General features: G+C 38.3%; 18 protein-coding genes and 1 pseudogene. 18 read left to right on the forward strand and 1 reads right to left on the reverse strand.

Annotated elements, in window-relative coordinates; all coding sequences use genetic code 11:
- Nucleotides 1-85: 85 nt before the first annotated feature.
- From R2S08_RS12505 to R2S08_RS12590, 18 genes are all read left to right on the forward strand, one after another.
- Nucleotides 86-3,376: a SusC/RagA family TonB-linked outer membrane protein gene (locus R2S08_RS12505; RefSeq protein WP_316835497.1), complete on the forward strand. Its 3,291-nt coding sequence runs from the start codon at nucleotides 86-88 to the stop codon at nucleotides 3,374-3,376.
- A gap of 27 nt (nucleotides 3,377-3,403) precedes the next feature.
- Entirely contained in the window at nucleotides 3,404-4,864 is a 1,461-nt protein-coding gene (locus R2S08_RS12510) for a RagB/SusD family nutrient uptake outer membrane protein (RefSeq protein WP_316835498.1), read from the forward strand.
- Nucleotides 4,865-4,872: 8 nt separating this feature from the next.
- Entirely contained in the window at nucleotides 4,873-7,626 is a 2,754-nt protein-coding gene (locus R2S08_RS12515) for an alpha/beta hydrolase family protein (protein WP_316835499.1), read from the forward strand.
- Nucleotides 7,627-7,654: 28 nt separating this feature from the next.
- Nucleotides 7,655-8,503, forward strand: a complete 849-nt coding sequence (locus R2S08_RS12520; RefSeq protein ID WP_316835500.1) for a hypothetical protein — start codon at nucleotides 7,655-7,657, stop codon at nucleotides 8,501-8,503.
- Between the two features lie 19 nt (nucleotides 8,504-8,522).
- A complete protein-coding gene (locus R2S08_RS12525) occupies nucleotides 8,523-9,197 on the forward strand; it encodes a hypothetical protein (protein ID WP_316835501.1) in 675 nt (224 codons plus the stop codon).
- 17 nt (nucleotides 9,198-9,214) lie between these two features.
- A complete protein-coding gene (locus R2S08_RS12530; protein ID WP_316835502.1) occupies nucleotides 9,215-9,673 on the forward strand; it encodes a MauE/DoxX family redox-associated membrane protein in 459 nt (152 codons plus the stop codon).
- 353 nt (nucleotides 9,674-10,026) lie between these two features.
- Nucleotides 10,027-11,061, forward strand: a complete 1,035-nt coding sequence (locus R2S08_RS12535; protein ID WP_316835503.1) for a hypothetical protein — start codon at nucleotides 10,027-10,029, stop codon at nucleotides 11,059-11,061.
- A gap of 12 nt (nucleotides 11,062-11,073) precedes the next feature.
- The gene (locus tag R2S08_RS12540) at nucleotides 11,074-11,934 is read left to right on the forward strand and encodes an alpha/beta hydrolase (protein ID WP_316835504.1); all 861 of its coding nucleotides are present in this window, start codon (nucleotides 11,074-11,076) and stop codon (nucleotides 11,932-11,934) included.
- Between the two features lie 200 nt (nucleotides 11,935-12,134).
- Nucleotides 12,135-12,713 carry a GNAT family N-acetyltransferase gene (locus tag R2S08_RS12545; protein WP_316835505.1) on the forward strand — a complete coding sequence of 193 codons (579 nt, stop codon included), beginning with the start codon at nucleotides 12,135-12,137 and terminating at the stop codon, nucleotides 12,711-12,713.
- Nucleotide 12,714: 1 nt separating this feature from the next.
- On the forward strand, nucleotides 12,715-13,131 hold the full coding sequence (locus tag R2S08_RS12550) for a hypothetical protein (protein ID WP_316835506.1): 417 nt from the start codon (nucleotides 12,715-12,717) through the stop codon (nucleotides 13,129-13,131).
- Nucleotides 13,128-13,319, forward strand: coding sequence for a hypothetical protein (locus tag R2S08_RS12555; RefSeq protein WP_316835507.1), 192 nt, complete (start codon nucleotides 13,128-13,130; stop codon nucleotides 13,317-13,319). Before R2S08_RS12550 ends, R2S08_RS12555 begins: the two co-directional genes overlap by 4 nt.
- A gap of 4 nt (nucleotides 13,320-13,323) precedes the next feature.
- Nucleotides 13,324-13,713: a helix-turn-helix domain-containing protein gene (locus R2S08_RS12560; RefSeq protein WP_316835508.1), complete on the forward strand. Its 390-nt coding sequence runs from the start codon at nucleotides 13,324-13,326 to the stop codon at nucleotides 13,711-13,713.
- A gap of 361 nt (nucleotides 13,714-14,074) precedes the next feature.
- Nucleotides 14,075-14,608 (forward strand): ORF6N domain-containing protein, encoded by a 534-nt coding sequence (locus R2S08_RS12565; RefSeq protein ID WP_316835509.1) that lies wholly within the window; start codon nucleotides 14,075-14,077, stop codon nucleotides 14,606-14,608.
- A gap of 177 nt (nucleotides 14,609-14,785) precedes the next feature.
- Nucleotides 14,786-15,091, forward strand: coding sequence for a hypothetical protein (locus R2S08_RS12570; protein WP_316835510.1), 306 nt, complete (start codon nucleotides 14,786-14,788; stop codon nucleotides 15,089-15,091).
- 47 nt (nucleotides 15,092-15,138) lie between these two features.
- Nucleotides 15,139-15,804 carry a Crp/Fnr family transcriptional regulator gene (locus R2S08_RS12575; RefSeq protein ID WP_316835511.1) on the forward strand — a complete coding sequence of 222 codons (666 nt, stop codon included), beginning with the start codon at nucleotides 15,139-15,141 and terminating at the stop codon, nucleotides 15,802-15,804.
- A 293-nt stretch (nucleotides 15,805-16,097) separates the two neighbouring features.
- Nucleotides 16,098-16,427, forward strand: coding sequence for a hypothetical protein (locus R2S08_RS12580; protein WP_316835512.1), 330 nt, complete (start codon nucleotides 16,098-16,100; stop codon nucleotides 16,425-16,427).
- Between the two features lie 189 nt (nucleotides 16,428-16,616).
- Nucleotides 16,617-17,015, forward strand: coding sequence for a hypothetical protein (locus R2S08_RS12585; RefSeq protein WP_316835513.1), 399 nt, complete (start codon nucleotides 16,617-16,619; stop codon nucleotides 17,013-17,015).
- Nucleotides 17,016-17,018: 3 nt separating this feature from the next.
- On the forward strand, nucleotides 17,019-17,207 hold the full coding sequence (locus tag R2S08_RS12590) for a hypothetical protein (RefSeq protein ID WP_199080696.1): 189 nt from the start codon (nucleotides 17,019-17,021) through the stop codon (nucleotides 17,205-17,207).
- A gap of 29 nt (nucleotides 17,208-17,236) precedes the next feature.
- On the opposite strand, the pseudogene R2S08_RS28890 reads toward R2S08_RS12590, so the two are convergent.
- Nucleotides 17,237-17,490, reverse strand: a pseudogene (locus tag R2S08_RS28890) (DUF6934 family protein).
- Nucleotides 17,491-17,602: the final 112 nt, after the last annotated feature.

The raw sequence follows: 17,602 nt of genomic DNA on the forward strand, positions 1-17,602 counted from the left end.
CTTACAACCAGACAAGTAAATGTACAAAAATTACAAGGAAATTTTTTGTAGATCTCGCGGCTACATTAATAAAATACTATTAATTATGAAGCTAACCACTATCATATTAATGATCTCCCTAATGCAGGTAAGCGCAGCGACCTTTGGACAGAAGGTAACGCTGATGGAAAATAATGTGACACTGGAGCGTGTATTTTGGGAAATCCATAAACAAACTGGATATGATGTATTGATTAAGAATACCAGTTTTAAAACCTCTCAGCGAATCAATGTGAAATTTAAGGAAACCGAACTGGATCAGGTAATGGACCAGGTTGTAAAAGGTACTGATCTTACGTACACCATCGAAGATAAAACAGTCGTGATTAAGGAGAAGGAAAAGCCTTCCTTTCTTGAAAAAATTTTGGATCGTTTTAATAATATTGATGTTAGTGGCAAAATTTTGGACGAAAATGGAAAACCACTTCCGGGGGCTAGTGTGAAGGTAAAGAAAACAGGGAAGGGTGTGAGTACAGATAAGGATGGGAGGTTCTTTTTACGGGGCGTGGAAGAAGGCGCTGTGCTGGTTGTGAGTTTCATTGGGTATTTGCCAAAGGAAGTACTTGCCGGTGCGAACCTTGGAAATATCGTACTGGAGCAGAGCCTGTCTAGACTGGATGAGATTCAAGTGATAGCATACGGAACGACAACGCAGAGGCTTAGCACAGGGAATGTGACAACGATTAAAGCAGACGTGATTGAAAAGCAGCCAGTGAATAACCCGCTCTTGGCTTTGCAAGGTAGGGTGCCTGGGTTATTTATTGAACAGGCTACTGGGTTTGCAGGGACGGGGGTGAAGGTACGTATACAAGGACAGAATAGCATTAACAATGGAAATGATCCTCTGTATGTCATTGATGGGATTCCTTTCATCTCGCAATTGTCAGATTTAGGTGATCGCTTATCTTCTGTACAGGGAACATCAGGTAGCAGTTCTTTAGGAAGTCCATTAAGTTTTATTAATCCCTCTGAAATTGAAAGTATCGACGTGCTAAAAGATGCAGATGCCACTGCAATTTATGGATCTCGGGCGGCAAATGGTGCAATTCTTATTAGCACTAAAAAAGGAAAAGCAGGAGACACGAGGGTAAATTTGAACCTGCAATCGGGTTGGGCAAAGGTACCTAGAAAGCTGAATTTGATGAATTCACAACAATATCTGGAAATGAGACGAGAAGCATTACGAAACGATGGTATTATAACTCCCGATCCAGGGCCCTTTCCAGATAGTGATCTAAATGGCAATTGGGATACTTCCCGTTATACCGACTGGCAGAAAGAATTGATTGGAGGAACTGCTAGTTATCAGGACTTGAATACTTCAGTTTCAGGGGGAAATGACCGAACTACATTTTTAATCGGTGCAGGTCATCACAGGGAAACAACTGTTTTTCCTGGTCATTATGCGGATAGTAAAACTTCTGTGCGTTTTAACATCAATAATACCTCTGCCAATCAGAAATTCAAAATTCAGTTTTCAGGAAGCTATTTGTTTGACAATAATCGATTGCCAAATTACGATTTAACCCCTGATGCAATGGGATTAGCACCTGTTGCTCCCGCTCTATACAAATCTGATGGCAGTATCAATTGGGCTCCGGATGCCTCTGGAAACACTACTTTTGGTAGTAATCCAATTGGCTACATGTTCAATAGTTTTCTAAATAAAACAACAAATTTGATGAGCAACTTAACTTTGAGTTATCAAATTATACCTGGTTTGGAATTTAAGAGTGTATTTGGATATAACAAACTAAATACTAATGTGACCAAAAAGTATCTTCTTCAATCTTATGTTCCTGAAATCGTTCAGTACCTCCAAAGGGTAACGGCTATTGCAAATAATGATATGAATTCTTGGTCTATTGAACCACAATTAACTTATAGTAACAATATCAGTAAAGGTAAGTTAGACGTATTTTTGGGTGCCAATATTTCTAAGAATATAAGGTCAGGATCAGTGATTTTTGCTTCTGGTTTTAGTAATGACCTTGTTATGGACGATATACTTTCCGCCACAAGTTTAAGTCCCAGCTCTTCAATTAGTTCTGTTTATAGATACAATGCGATATTTGGTCGGATCAATTATAATTGGCAGGATAAATACATCCTTAATTTAACAGGACGAAGGGATGGAAGTTCAAGATTTGGTCCTCAAAGCCAGTTTCACAATTTTGCCGCCATTGGTAGTGCATGGATTTTCTCTAATGAATCATTAATTAAAGAGCATTTGAGTTTGTTAAGCTTTGGGAAGTTAAGAGCAAGTTATGGAGTAACTGGTAATGATCAGATCGGGGATTATCGATTTCTGAGTTTATATAGTCCTCTTCAACAAGAAATACCTTATCAGGGAGTTGTGGCTTATCAACCGAACCGCTTAACGAACCCATATTTGGAATGGGAGGAAACACGTAAATTACAATTTGGCTTAGATTTGGGATTTTTGAAAGACAGAATATTGCTTAATGCGAATTACTATATCAACCGTTCTTCCAATCAACTAGGTAGCTATTTTTTTCCGGTGACCACAGGCTTTTTTTCTATAGATCAGAATAGACCAGATAAAGTAAAGAATTCTGGATGGGATTTCACGATTACAAGTACGAATCTACAAACCAAAGATTTTAAATGGTCAAGTAGTATAAATTGGTCTACAACTAAATCAATGTTAGCATACTCTCCTGATCAACGATTTTCATCAACTAAAATAGTTGGGAGACCTATAAGTGCGATGCTTGTCTATCATTTTTTAGGTGTAGATCCTGCAACCGGAATCTATCAATTTGAAGATCACAGTGGAAATACAACATCGACACCAGATCCTAGTTTAGATCAGACAGTTCTGGTTGATTTGGCTCCTGAGTTTTATGGAGGTTTTCAGAACTCATTTTCCTATAAGAGTTTTCAATTGAATTTCCTCTTTTCTTTTGTGAAACAAATTGCCCAAAATCAAAGATTTGGGTTATTACTTCCTGGTTCAAACGATTATAACCAGTTGGCTTCACTTTTGAACCGGTGGCAAAAACCAGGAGATATCTCCTCAATACAGAGATTTACAGCAAGTAGATCTGATGTAAAACAAACCTTAAATATGGTGTATGCAAGTGATGCCGCATGGGCGGATGCATCTTATATACGTTTAAAGAATGTTTCGCTTTCTTGGCAGTTGCCGGAGAGCTGGGGTAAAAGCGCGCACCTACAGAATTGTAGCATATTTGTTCAGGGACAGAATCTATGGACTTTCACAAATTATAAAGGACTCGATCCCGAAACAAAAAGCTCGACAACACTTCCTCCTTTACGAGTTATTACCATGGGTCTAAAAGTTACCTTATAAATGTTTTTCAATCTAAAAAATAACGATATGACTTGTAAAAGAATATTCATTTTGACTTTAATATTTGCCAGTTTTTTACTTAGCAATTGTAAGAAACTGGTGGAAATAGATGGTCCAGCAACTAATGTTAGCTCAAAGAATGTGTATAACAATGACGCCACAGCTGTCGGAGCAATCACTTCCTTATATGTAAATTTAAGTAAGAGCAATCCGATAGATCCGCAAGAGCTTAGTGGTCTATCTGGTATTGGTGGTTTATCCGCAGATGAGTTTGATTATTATTCAGGAGCAGGAAACTCGACTTTGGCTGTTTATTATCAAAATTTCCTTAATTCACAAAATATATATAATGGTTTTTGGGGCACTACTTATCAAAGACTCTATGTGGTGAATGCAGCTTTGGAAGGACTCGAATCCTCTACTGGACTTACTCCACTTGTAAAGCAACATTTAATGGGGGAGGCCCGTTTTATGCGTGCCTTTCATTATTTCTATCTAGTGAATTTGTACGGTGATGTGCCATTGGTTTTAAGTACAGATTATACGATCAATGCGGTGATTAAAAGATCGGCGAAAACACTAGTGTACAATCAAATTGTAACAGATTTGAAAGAAGCGCAAAACCTTTTAAGCGGTAGTTACTTAAGTGGTGATGGAATAACAGCTTATCCATTTGGATCGGAAGAACGCGTGAGACCTAATAAATGGGCAGCCACAGCTCTATTGGCTAGAACCTATTTGTTTATGGAACAATGGGCAAATGCAGAAACACAGGCTTCAATGGTTTTGGCAAATACTTCAGAGTTTCAATTAGAATCTCTGGACAAAGTATTTTTGAAGAATAACCGGGAGGCAATCTGGCAATTGCAGCCTACTCAGCTCAGATCTAATACACAAGAAGCAGATTTTTTTGTGATACCGCCGGAAGGACTATCTAGTTACAATGCTGTTTACCTGAGTAGTGAATTGCTCAAAGATTTCGAAATTGGAGATCAACGGAAAAATAACTGGGTAAGTAGTTTAAGCACAAATGGAACACTTTATTATTATCCATATAAGTATAAAATCAAAAAATCATCTTTAACAGATGTTCCTGTTACCGAGTATAGTACAGTGGTACGCTTAGCTGAACTGTATTTGATCCGGGCAGAGTCCAGGGCCCGACTGGGCAATTTAGTTGTTGCAATTTCAGATGTAGATCAGATCAGGAACAGAGCAGGCCTGCCTTTGGTTAAGGATACCAATCCTAATATCAATCAAGAAGATTTAATCAATCTAATTTTAAGGGAAAAAAGAATAGAGTTGTTTACCGAATGGGGACATCGCTGGTTAGATCTGAAACGGACAAAAAAAATAGATGGGGTAATGTCTAAAGTTACGCCGAAGAAAAGTAATGGTGGTACTTGGAAGAGTTATCAGCAGTATTATCCAATTTCAACTTATGAACTACAAAGCAATCCAAATTTAACGCAAACCCCAGGATATTAAGATCAACAATGATGAGATTTTTTTTAACAATGATAGTGATTTTCTGTGCAAACCACTTGTTTGCACAGAAAGCTGTAATAGATTCTACCGCCTATCAAACTTGGTCTTCATTAGAAGGGCCAACAATCAGTAGAAATGGACAATATGTATGCTACACTATTAAAAATGTACCGATTGGAAGTCAGACTTTGGTGATACAATCTACAGATGGCAAATGGAAAAAGGATTTGATTGATGGTTCAGGGATTCTTAGTGATAAATATTTCTTATTTAATACTAAGAAAGATAGTTTAGGGATGCTTACGCTTGGAACCAATCACATTCAATATATTCCAAATGCCTCGTGTTGCAACCTCAAGGAGACTAAAGGAATAGAATATCTGTTGTATCCCTCTAGCCGTAACTCAAAGGACTTAGTTCTACGGAATTTAAAAACCGATAAAGGGAAGATTTTTACTAGTGTGGATAGCTGGAATTTTGATAACGGTTTGCTGGTTTTAATTAAATCTATGCAAGGTAATGCCCAGAGCCAATCTATAAATATTGGAAATATATTTACAGGTAAGGTTTCTAAAATATGGGAAGGAATTAAACCAGAAAATCTAATTCTTGATGTAAAGCATCAGCAATTAGCGTTTAAAACTGGAGATTCGGTTTGGTATTATAAGATGGGGTCGCCTCAGGCAGTTTGTATTATCGGGAAAAGTCCTAAGAATATAAAGGGAGGATTGGACTTAGGAGACCTCAGTTGTTTTAGCAAAGATGGACAACGACTATTCACATCGTTAACAAAAAAAGGAATTTCAAAGGCGCAGCCTAAAAAAATTGTAGAATTATGGAGCTATACAGATACAGTTCTGCAAAGTGAACAGAAAGTGGAAGTCGTCGATCAAACCTACCTCGCTGTTATTAATATTGCAGATCGAAATGTTATACGGTTGCAATACCAGGTAGGAGAAGGCTTTCAGTTTCCAACATCTGAAGGTATCGCGGATACATCAGCCTTAATAGAAAATCCTCATATAGGTGATCTTTGGAGTATCACTTATAAACCGACCTGGGATTTGGTTTCCATAAAGAGTGGAAAAAGAAAGAATTTGGCCTGTCTGAACAATATTAGAGCACCATTTGTTCAACTTTCACCATGCGGAAAGTATATCATCTACTTTGATGCAACCAAGCAGAATTATTTTAGTTATGAAATAGCAACTGCAACAGTTCGAAATTTAACACAAGACCTAAAAGTTTCCTGGATTAATATGTCTATGGATGATAGAGATGACTCAAAAGGTGCCAGAGGAATAACTTCCCTTATTTGGCTGAAAAACGATGCATCTGTGTTCGTTTATGATCGATATGATATCTGGAAGGTAGATCCGTTAGGTAAACAGAAACCAGTTAATATCACCAATGGTTACGGCCAAAAGAATAATATCATTTTTACTTATGCATTTAACTTATTTAAAGGGAATATGCCTAATAATATACTCAACAAGAATGAAATACTATATTTCACTGCTTTTAACAAAGAGAATAAAAACAATGGCTTTTTCTTGAAACAATTGGACAAAGCGGGTGATCCTGAACTTTTGCATATGGGATCTTATTTGTATCAAACAAATAGTGGTGATTATGTTCCACCTGGCTCTGATTTTTCCCCAATTAAGGCTGGCAATTCCAAAATGCATCTTGTCAGGCGAATGAATGCGACTGATGCCCCAAATTATTTTAGTACGAGAGATTTTAAAACTTTTACAAGGCTAAGTAATTTGCAGCCTCAGAAAAAGTACAATTGGTATACTACAGAATTGCATACTTGGAAATCATTGGATGGGAGAACATTACAGGGAATTTTATACAAACCAGAAAACTTTAACCCAAATAAAAAGTACCCAGTAATATTTTCTTATTATGAACGCAGATCAGATGGATTAAATGCTTTTATCATGCCTGAATCCTTATGTGCTGGATGCGATATTAATATTCCTACTTACGTAAGTAATGGGTACTTGGTATTCTGCCCAGATATTTATTACAAGATAGGGGATGCTATGCAAGGGACTTATGACGCGGTAGTCTCCGCGGGTAAGTATGTGTCCAATTTACCTTATGTAAATGGTAAGAAAATGGGTATTCAAGGATGCAGTTTTGGAGGTTTGCAGACCAATTATTTAGTCACTCATACGAGTCTATTTGCTGCAGCGAAAAGTTCCTCATCTCTTGTTGATTTAGTAAGTGGCTACGGAAGTCTTGGTGACCGTGGAGTATATAGTGGTCAAGATTATTACGAAAATGGTCAAAATAGGCTGGGTGGTAGTCTTTGGGAAAGGCCAGAATCCTATATCAAAAACTCACCGATTTTTCAACTAGATAAAGTAACCACACCCTTGTTAATTATGCATACTAAAATAGATGACGCATGTGCTTTTATTAACGTTACTGAGCTCTTTTTAGGGTTGAGACGACTGGGTAAGAAGTCATGGATGGTAATTTATTCTAAAGGAAATCATGGGGTGTTTGATAAAGATGAGGTTAAGGATTTTAGTACCCGAATGATCCAGTTTTTTGATCATTATTTAAAAGATAAACCCACGCCATTGTGGATGTTGGATGGAATAGAGGCATCAAGCGATGGAATTAATGATAGCTTCAAACTTGACGATACAGGCAGGACTCCTGGACCAGGTTTATTGTCTCCAATAGAGCAAAAGAAAGTGGATGCCATGATGACCAGAAAACCTATAAATATCACTCTGAAATAATAAGTAAGAAAAACTAATACAAAAACGGATGAAAAAAATATTATTGAGTTTGGCTTTTTTAAGCCTTACAAGCCTGGCTTTTGCCCAAAAAAGAACTGATTATACAGTAGTACCGTCTTTGGTAATAGACGCTAAGGAAAAAGGAAACGCCAATTTAGCTGACTCTCTGGCGCAGGATTATATAAACAATTATCTTTTTAAATTGAAGGAAGATCAACTGATGGATAAGGATAATTTGCTGTTTATCAGTAAAAATATAAATACAACTGAAAGTAAGGGATTTAAGCTTTTTTTTAAACGGAGAAATAAAATAAATTCAATTTTAGGACCAGATAAAGCTGAATATGCAATTCGAGGTGCAATAGGCAAACAATTTCTTCCCAAGGCGATTAGGGAAAATACACCCGGGGCAGACTGGGGGCCTACAGAAAATACAGTCACCACTAGATTTGGTGTTTTAGGTCAAGAAACGATATATGGAAGAAAGTTGGCATATTATGGAAACATCAATGATTGGAATAATTACGGTAAATATTACATGCTTTATTTTAAAACGGCTCTGAAGCGATCAGAATTTGAAATCAATAATATTACCTGGCCTGTGTTTCAAAATGTAAGTGATCCTAGAGTTTTGAAGTTTGCTTGTGATGTAGTCATGAAGTACGCAATAGAAACTTGGTATTCAAATAATGATCCTGTGGCCTGGGATACATATGCGAATCTATTATATAAAACTGGAAAAACCACTCAAGCTATTGAATGGGAAGAGAAGGCGGCAAAAATGAAAATGGGACTGCCTGATGAGAAGGTATATACAGAGACTTTAGATAAAATGAGGAAAGGTTTGCCCACATGGGTTATCTCCACTAGTAATTAATCATTAATTCTATATAATTATGAAGATAACAGTCTTATCCGTCATGATACTCCTATCAGTACTGATTTTAGTATCATGCAAAAAACAAGAAATTAAAACAACTCCATTGGCGAGTTTATTGGTCACCAATGCTGTAGTCGATGGTGGGAATCTGGTATTTGGTACTAATGCTACTCCAGTTTACAACAGTAACTCCCAGGCTTATGGAATGCTGACTGGAAGTAGGGAAATTAAATTGGTGGATAACGCTGGAGGTATTAATAAAGTCTATTACAGCCAGGGTCAGGATTTCGTGAATGGCGGGGTGTACTCGTTGTTTTTAACAGGAACTTCTTCTGCCGTTGAATCGGTGTTTATGAAAGAAGAGAACATTCCTTCACATACAGCTGATGTATTTGGTGCAAGGGTAATTAATCTTGTTCCTGGTGGTGTTCCTATTAGTGTGAATATACAGGGAAGTCCTAATGGTTCTTTTACTAACAGCTTGGCTTATAAATCGATTTCCAAATTCAGAGATGTTTCTTCATTGGCTTCGGAAGGAAGTAAAGTTTTTGAATTTAGGAATGCGATTACAGGTGTTTTGCTTACCTCATTTACTGTCCCAGATTTCGATTTGCCCAAGTTTCGGAATATCACCCTGGTGTTTGCAGGGAGTGTCGGCTCTGAAATTACTATTCGTACCAATAATTATTGATATTAAAATAATGCAGTATGAATTTTAAAACAAGAACTGTGGTAGTAGAAGTGATTTCTGCTCTTTTCATCCTGCTGTTTATTTATGCATCATTAAGTAAAGTACAAGATTTTGAAAAGTTTAGAGTGGAGCTGTATAAGTCACCTATACTAACTTCTTTTGCAAGCATAATGGCAATTGTAGTACCTGCTCTGGAATTGGTTATAACAGGTTTGTTGCTGATCAAACGATATCAAATGATAGCGCTGTATTCTTCTTTTTGTTTAATGGTCATGTTTACTGCTTATATCGTGGGAATATTAAACTTTAGTCCTTACATACCTTGTTCATGCGGAGGAATACTACAATTCATGACCTGGAATCAGCATCTTGTTTTTAATCTATTATTCGTATCGCTGGGTGGAGCAGCAATTTTGATTCATCCAGCTAAAATAAAGGACTTATCTGCAGTAAGAGGGAAAGCCGAAGCCCTTTAATCGTAGGCAATTTAATCTAACCAAAATAACATGAATTTAAGAAGTATTTTTTTGAGTGGGGTTGTAATGCTCGCACTTACAACAACATTTGGATTTAAATCCAAGACGGTCGCCGAAGGGCCAATCTCAATATATGTGAATCATGCGTGTACTAATATTGGAGTTGGAACAAACGAACCAAATTGTTCCGCGACTGGTACAGGTCCACAATGCACAATGTCAGGTTTCCCTTATTTGGCGTATAAGTTTGAAGCGACCTTTACACCTACTTGTTCCGTTCCATTAAGAACACCATTTTAATTTACATCAACTAAGTTCGGATAGTATCCGGACTTAGCTTAATTATTAATTTAATGATCTATAAAAGGCTATTCTCAATTGGGGTCTGTTTTATTGTTAGCGTGCTTGTCATCGTAATGCTATTTGTTTCTTCAGATTATCTGAGGAATCGCCCTAATAGTTTCGTACGATTATTGCCACCGCATAAAATCATACCGGGACCTATTTTAGATTTAACAACATCAGGCTATTATTTCGCTGGGTTCAACAAGGATAAGATTTATATGGGTAATTTCTTTATTCCAAATTCAATATTAAGTATCAGATCTAATATGAAGGATTCTATAAGATTGCAGCTTCACTTTTCACGACAGGCATCTTTACTAAAAGGATCTTTTTCAATAATAGAGGACTCTTCTGTATTTGTTTTGGACGGAAACCAGCCAGCTTTGTTCATTGGGAATTTGCTTAGTGACAGTGAACTCAAAGGTTCCCATCCTCCTTTTTTCAATAAAGCAGTACATATTGATAAACGATCATTTGTATTAAGAGCAGTGATCAACGGAAACAATGTATTAATAAAATATAAATCAGATTCCACAGGTTTTAAGTTTGGAAATACGGCGTTAAAAAAGCAGGTGGATGGCATTTTTTGTACGGATGGTAATCTTGTCAAAACGCGCGATTCAAAACTTCTGTTTTACATCTACTATTATAGGAACCAATTTCTGTGCAGTGATACAAACTTGAAACTGATGTATGCCGGAAAAACCATTGATACGAATACGCATGCTAAAATAAAGGTTTCGTATCTCAGGTCCTCCAACCAAATTACCTTGTCAGCTCCGCCAATATATGTAAATAAGCAAGCTGCGGCTAATAATAAGTTCCTGTTTATTGTTTCAGGATTAAAGGCTGATAATGAAAAATATAGTTTATTAGATGAGTTCTCCATAATTGATGTTTATGCTGTTTCAAATGGAAAATATCAGTTCAGCTTCTATCTACCAAATTTCAATGGAAAGAAGCTTACCGATTTCAGAGTGGATGAACAATCACTCTATGCCCTCTATGATCATTATCTCTATAAATACCAATTGAACTTTTAGAACGAATTATATATGAAACTCAAAATATTAACTCTGATGCTCTTTTTAATGGTTGGGTATACTGCGGTAGCACAACAGGTGCTGCCGCTTTACCCTGATTCAATTCCCGAAAGTACAATTAAACTATCCAAAGAAGAAGAACCGACTTTGATCCTATATCTACCCATTAAAGAAAAGGCGACTGGAACAGCAGTTTTGGTCATCCCAGGCGGAGCTTATGGCTTCCTTGCCTTTGAAGAAGAAGGCATTGCTATAGGCAAATCCTTTGCCGAGAAAGGAATTGCGGCCTTTGTGCTAAAATACCGGTTGCCGAAAAAAGAAACGATGAGGGACAAAAGTTTCGGACCGCTCATGGATGCACAGCAAGCCATGAAAGTAATACGGTCTAATGCGGTAAACTGGAATTTTAATCCTGCAAGGGTAGGTGTAATTGGATATAGTGCTGGAGGACATTTAGCAAGTACTTTGGGTACACATTTTTCCAGAAGCTATATCCCGAATAAGGAAAATATCGGCCTTCGGCCAGACTTTATGATCCTGGTTTATCCTGTGGTCAGTATGAATGATCAGCTGACCCATATGGGTTCTAAGATTAACTTATTGGGTATGGAGCCTTCGAAGGAAAAAGTGGATTTGTTCTCTAATGAACTGCAAGTTACGAAGGAAACTCCGCCTACCTATTTGACTCATGCAGGTGATGATACGATTGTAGATGTAAACAATAGTATCGTGTTTTATCAGGCATTACAGAAGAATGGGGTAGATGCGGAATTGCATTTATTTCCGAAAGGGAATCATGGGTTTACGCAGAGGCTGCCTGTAAGTGAGTGGCTCGATCCGATGCTGGGGTTTTTGAAGAGGGAAGGGTTTTAAACCTCTCTCCCCACAAGGGGGATCTCTCCTTGGAAAGGAGAGAGGTTTGCATGGAGCTTACCTAGCATATTTACTATAACACTCGCTATAATACACTCGCTACCTCTCGACCCTTCGGGGAGAGATGGCCACAGGACAGCGAGGGGCTAAAATGTAGTTTGCGAAAGGCTTTAACAACGTCACCTATTAAAAAGAAAAAAATGAAAAACAAAAGCATGACCAGAAACGACCAACTCTACTTGCAGGACCAGCATCACCTGGTGCTTGGCGATACTGTTCTGGTCCGACCTTTTGATCGGGCCATAGATTCTATCGCTGAACTTACCGCTTTACTGCACAAAGCCTATAAAACCTGGGCCGATCAGCGGATTCATTTCTGGGCGGCAAGTCAAAGTAATGAAGTTACGCTGGAGCGCATTCGTTGGGCAAAATGTTTTGTTGCAGTAAAGGAGAATAGAATTATTGGCACCATCTGCTTTTACTCTTTTACCATCAAAGCAGATAGTGCATTATATAAGAGATCAGACGTTGGGCGTTTTGGTCAGTTTGCGGTAGATCCTGAGTACCAAAAGTTAGGTTTAGGAGCGGTACTATTGGGCATTGTGGAACAACATGCTGTAATGATCGGAAAGAAATATCTGGCGCTGGATACTTCTGAAAGAGCGACAGGTTTAATTAGATATTATAACCGGCTTGGTTTTGAGCATGTGGAGTTTATCCAATGGGAAAAGGTGAATTATAGAAGTACTGTAATGAGTAAAGCTTTAACGGATTATTAAGATGTCAAAACAAGGATTAAAATACAACATACAACTCTTCGTCGAACTTCTGGATGATCTGGAAAACAGCTCCCTTGATGTACCTGCTGCGGTGAATGCCAGGGTTGACATGGCCTACCGAAGCTTATCGGGCTATCTCTTTGAGGTAATCTTATCTGAAAAAGATGATCTGGAGTATAAACGATCGGTGATCAAAAAATTTATCTCCTCATTACTTGTCAGAACTTTTGCATTACTCAAAGCTTATGGGCCAGAGGCAGAAAAATCCGGTATTAAATTGAGTCTACATCACGCTACCCTGCTAGAAATCAAGGCTAGTTTAATTCGCATTTTCCACCTCATTAATTACCGGTTTTTAAATGAAATCTTCCTGGAGGCAAATCTGGTGTACCATAGAATTATAAAATACAGTTTATGAAAGAGAATTTTATCCCCGAAGAACTGGTCAAAGCTTTCCTGGATCATGTGGAAGGAAAACCATTTACGCTACCAGAGGTTGCAGTGGCCTTAGACCTAGATGAAGAAATAGCGGTGAGCATTCTGATCTATTTGATAGAGAATAAGTTGCTTGATGTGACTTGTACCTGGGTACCGAATAAAAAGTAAAAGGATGTTGCAGGAAACGAATACTTATACAGAGAGCTTTAGACTATTCGATTTAGACTACTGGCCTCCGGCCTTTAAGCGATTAAAGGTATTGCAGTCTTTGATTGAACTGGATTTCAGGTATAACCGGGATATTTCTGTGTACGCGGTTAAAATGGATACCAGTATTTCTGCTTTGAACAGATTTGCGAAGGCTTATTTGGGCAGGTCTGTGTATGAGTTGCTACAGGACCGGATTTACCGGGAGGCTTTGTATTTGCTGCAGTATACCAGGCATTCGGTTAAGGAGATTTCGGAGTTGCTGGGGTTTAGTGATTTGCCGTATTTCAGCAGGTGGTTTAAACAGAGAAATGGAGAGACTGCTAAAGTATACAGAAAGGGGGTTAAAGCGTGAATTACAGGGTGCAAGAGGGGGTGAAAATATGTTTTCTGATCGGGCTGAACCTTGTAGGTTCTGAGGCTTGATCATGAAATCATATTTTCTTGGGTGCAGACCGGTGAGGGTTCATATTCACACTCGCTATAGTACACCACGCAACCTCTCGCCCTTTTTTTCAAAGGGAGAATCGAGCCCTTCAGCGAACTCAGCGAAGCTAAATCCCCCTTGTGGGGAGAGATGGATTTAAATTAAATCACCGGGTATCCGGTAAAATGTTCTTTGAAATATTGTCGGTGAGGAAATTTTATATTTCTTTTTTAGTATTTTTTAGTTTTAATAATTTATAATTTATCTTTATATTTTAAATTACGACACTATGGAAAACGGACTAATAGCAATACCTGACGAAATTGTATTGAGTAAGATTTATTTGGTTAGAGGTCTGAAGGTGATGCTGGATCGAGATTTGGCTGAGTTATATGGTGTGGAGACTAGGCGTTTGAATGAACAGCTTTCTCGTAATATAGAACGATTTCCCCATGACTTTATGTTTCAGTTGAATAACGATGAATGGTCCAACTTGAAGTCGCAATTTGCGACTTCAAGTTGGGGTGGAAGTAGAAAGCTTCCTTTTGCTTTTACTGAACATGGAGTATTGATGCTGTCGAGTATATTAAGCAGTAAACAAGCTATACAAGTGAATATTCAAATTATCAGAATTTTTACTCGTGTTCGCCAAATGTTAACGGATCATACTGAATTGCGGTTGGAGATAGAAAAGATTAAAAAGAAACTTGACAATCAGGATAAGAATATGGAAGTTGTATTTCAATACATTGACGAATTGTTGGATAAGAAAGATCAACCGGTTCCAAAAAAAGACCTTATTGGCTATAAGTTGAAAAGCTAATATTTCATCCTTCCTCACAAACTTTATTAAATGATTACCAGCGCGGTGCTTTGTACTGTGCTGACTTTGCTTTGACTGACAGAAAATGCTTTAAGGGATGTTAATGCCCTTTTTTTACCCTTTGTTCAATCAAAATATTGCCAATAATTAATAGAATTCTAACCAAACACTTTAAAAATGATCAAAACTAGTGACCTGGTCCAGTACTTCTGGACGCATTCTAACCTTATCACCAGCAAAGAGGGTGTTGAGGCTGTGCTTCATGGGGACAAACTTATTGAGGTGAGTGTGATGCTCCGCAACCATGAGGAAAATGAAGTGCGGCTTCAGCTGAGATGTGCTTTTAATTCGCCATTAAGATTCATTGAAGCTTTCAACCTGCAATATCCAGAAGATGTTAAAAAGATCAGCATGGAAAACCTGCTATTGCTGTATAAAAACGGGAAGGCGGAACTGAGTGTAACGGAATATCCTAACGACTAAACGAACTCATTAAATCAACGACCTAAAGAAAACAAAAACTAAATTAAATGACACTCTTAAAAAAAGAAAACCCGAAAATGAAAAGGGTTCCTCTGCCAAAACCTGCTTTTGAAAAGCTTATTGAATATTTAAAGTCTGTCAAAAAACCTTTACCCGATGGTCTGGATCCTTATCTGGAAAAAGTGATGACTGCTTCACTTTGCCTGGGTACACATGTGATCCATCCGGAAGGTGCTGCAATTGATATAGCTTATTTTATCTCCAGAGGTTTTATGATTGCCTTTTATATTGACGAAAAAGGGAATGAGCAGGTATTAGACATTTTCTTTGCCGGGGAAATTGTTGCGGGAAACAGTTTTATGAATGGCAAACCAGCAAGGTATAATTTAAGGATCTTTAAAGATGCTTTTGTTTTGGAAATCACGCACGCACAAATGGAAGCCGGTTATGCGAGTATTGAAGGAATGGATGAATTGGCGCGTTTAACCTTAGCCAGTTTTGAAGATAAAGAGGTGGAGTGGAATAATGCAAAGAGCAAAGGCGGGGAAGAGCTGGTGTATTTCCTGTATAAAAATAACCTGGATTTGCTGCCTCCCGGCAACGTCATTAAAGACCCTAATCTGGCGAGCCGTTTGGGGATGAGTATAGATACGTTACAAAGGTATCGGTCTTCTTTAATTAAAAAGGGTTTGCTGCCTGATAAAAGGGGGTAAAGTGCTGTAAATGCGGTAGTTGATATGTTTTTGGCTGTGTATCTTTAGGTATATAAATTTAACAACTCTTATATATGAAAACTACGCTACTCGGTTACCCAATTAGATTTCGAATTAAAATTAACACTCGTGCTGTCTTTGGCCTGGTTAGCCCTGGCTTGGGTGTTGTCGGTTAGTTAATTTGCAGGTGCCAGTGGTTCTGGCATCTGCTTTTATTTCTCTGAATATTCGCCGCGTCCGGAAGCGAGGATAGAATATATAATTAATTCATTTATTTATTTAAAAAACAAACAATGAGAAAATCATTAAAAATGGCTTTTGTGGCCGTGTTATGTGCTGGCGGGTTGACCGTAGCTTTTGCTTTTACTAAAGCAGTGTCTGGTAAAAAGGCGGGTTTAATTGCTTACTCGTACAATTTGAGTACTTCTACGGGGGCAAGGAATGCGTCTAACTGGACGCTGGCTACGGGTTCTACGCCGAGTTGCGGTACTGCTGGTTCGGTGCCTTGTAAGGTGGTGTTTGATTCGTCGGTGTATCCTACGTTGCAGGATTACATCAACGATCAGGGATTTACCAGTGATGCGGACGTGATTTCGGGGCCTGGAGTAGTGAGTAAGCAATAGTCTTTTTTGGAAAAATATGTTTTCTGATCGCGCTGAATCTTCTAGATTCTGAGGCTTGATCATGAAAACATATTTTTCTTGGGTGCAGACCTAGATGGTGTATTAGCTGGGTATAGAAAACCCGCAGGGGGCAGTGATGCTCTGTTCTGCGGGTTTTTATTTTTTAATCAATTTTAAACTTAAATATTAATGAATAACCAATTACGATTGAATATCTATTTGATGAGGAAGAACCGGGCTTGTCTGGTTTTTAAAAAGGGTGGGATACTTTTTAGGGTGAACCGCTTGGTTAAGGCGCTGCAGTTTGTAGCGGAGATGGAGCAGCTGGCTAAGGCCATTGATATGGGTGCTGCGCAGGAGTGTTATTATGAGTTGGTGGATGACCGCGCTAAGAAGCTGGTTTTTGAGTGTGGTTTTGACCAGGGAGTTTTGTCTTTATGTGTGTGGAAGCCTGATGACACATCATCCAAATTTTTAAGCAAGGTGTTTAGCTGGGAAGGCAGTAGTGTTGATTTTAGAAAAGCAGTACAGGGTTTAACCCTGATGGCGAGTTGTGCCAGGACATTTAATGTGTACAGAAAGGGGTGAGTTATGGCAAGGTTGTTTGTGTATACAAAGGACGTGCAGGTGTTGACAGGAAGGGGTGAAAAGATCGCCAGGAGACTGTTAGGGGAAATCCGTAAGAAATACTGTAAATCCAGATGTCAACTGGTTACGATCGTGGAGTTTTGTGAGTATATGGACTTAAAGCTTGATTTGGTTTTGGAGCAGTTGAAATAGAATCGGCCGGAGTATATCCGGCCGATTTTTTATTTTTGTTCTTTAAGTGGGAAACCTGGCAGGCCATCCAGAAGCCCTGCTATTCCCATTTGGTAGAGCCGAGTTCTTGAAGGAGTGCTTCCAACTGCCATAATAAATGGGTTTCCATAATTATTTGAGAACTCGACAATTGAAAGGCCACTGTAGCGAGCACCTTTTCTCTATCATTATTATTGGTTACAACGCTATCGTCTATCGAATCCAATTTCTCATTAACGTCCCCAAAACCTAAATTATATACAATTGGTAGGGTGCGAGAGGCCTGCCTTTTCGGGAATAAGTTGGTCTTTTACAGCCAAATTCGGCTGAACCCGGTCGTGCCTTAGGATGTTGTAAGTGGTTGATTTACTTTTGTT

The organism is Pedobacter nutrimenti (assembly GCF_032678445.1).
GTDB lineage: Bacteria > Bacteroidota > Bacteroidia > Sphingobacteriales > Sphingobacteriaceae > Pedobacter > Pedobacter nutrimenti_A.

Excerpts from the sequence above, each read along its gene's own strand:
- R2S08_RS12505 (WP_316835497.1), top strand. The coding sequence starts at position 86 with ATGAAGCTAACCACTATCATATTAATGATCTCCCTAATGCAGGTAAGC.
- R2S08_RS12510 (WP_316835498.1), top strand. The coding sequence starts at position 3,404 with ATGACTTGTAAAAGAATATTCATTTTGACTTTAATATTTGCCAGTTTT.
- R2S08_RS12515 (WP_316835499.1), top strand. The coding sequence starts at position 4,873 with ATGATGAGATTTTTTTTAACAATGATAGTGATTTTCTGTGCAAACCAC.
- R2S08_RS12520 (WP_316835500.1), top strand. The coding sequence starts at position 7,655 with ATGAAAAAAATATTATTGAGTTTGGCTTTTTTAAGCCTTACAAGCCTG.
- R2S08_RS12525 (WP_316835501.1), top strand. The coding sequence starts at position 8,523 with ATGAAGATAACAGTCTTATCCGTCATGATACTCCTATCAGTACTGATT.
- R2S08_RS12530 (WP_316835502.1), top strand. The coding sequence starts at position 9,215 with ATGAATTTTAAAACAAGAACTGTGGTAGTAGAAGTGATTTCTGCTCTT.
- R2S08_RS12535 (WP_316835503.1), top strand. The coding sequence starts at position 10,027 with ATGATCTATAAAAGGCTATTCTCAATTGGGGTCTGTTTTATTGTTAGC.
- R2S08_RS12540 (WP_316835504.1), top strand. The coding sequence starts at position 11,074 with ATGAAACTCAAAATATTAACTCTGATGCTCTTTTTAATGGTTGGGTAT.
- R2S08_RS12545 (WP_316835505.1), top strand. The coding sequence starts at position 12,135 with ATGAAAAACAAAAGCATGACCAGAAACGACCAACTCTACTTGCAGGAC.
- R2S08_RS12550 (WP_316835506.1), top strand. The coding sequence starts at position 12,715 with ATGTCAAAACAAGGATTAAAATACAACATACAACTCTTCGTCGAACTT.
- R2S08_RS12555 (WP_316835507.1), top strand. The coding sequence starts at position 13,128 with ATGAAAGAGAATTTTATCCCCGAAGAACTGGTCAAAGCTTTCCTGGAT.
- R2S08_RS12560 (WP_316835508.1), top strand. The coding sequence starts at position 13,324 with ATGTTGCAGGAAACGAATACTTATACAGAGAGCTTTAGACTATTCGAT.
- R2S08_RS12565 (WP_316835509.1), top strand. The coding sequence starts at position 14,075 with ATGGAAAACGGACTAATAGCAATACCTGACGAAATTGTATTGAGTAAG.
- R2S08_RS12570 (WP_316835510.1), top strand. The coding sequence starts at position 14,786 with ATGATCAAAACTAGTGACCTGGTCCAGTACTTCTGGACGCATTCTAAC.
- R2S08_RS12575 (WP_316835511.1), top strand. The coding sequence starts at position 15,139 with ATGACACTCTTAAAAAAAGAAAACCCGAAAATGAAAAGGGTTCCTCTG.
- R2S08_RS12580 (WP_316835512.1), top strand. The coding sequence starts at position 16,098 with ATGAGAAAATCATTAAAAATGGCTTTTGTGGCCGTGTTATGTGCTGGC.
- R2S08_RS12585 (WP_316835513.1), top strand. The coding sequence starts at position 16,617 with ATGAATAACCAATTACGATTGAATATCTATTTGATGAGGAAGAACCGG.
- R2S08_RS12590 (WP_199080696.1), top strand. The coding sequence starts at position 17,019 with ATGGCAAGGTTGTTTGTGTATACAAAGGACGTGCAGGTGTTGACAGGA.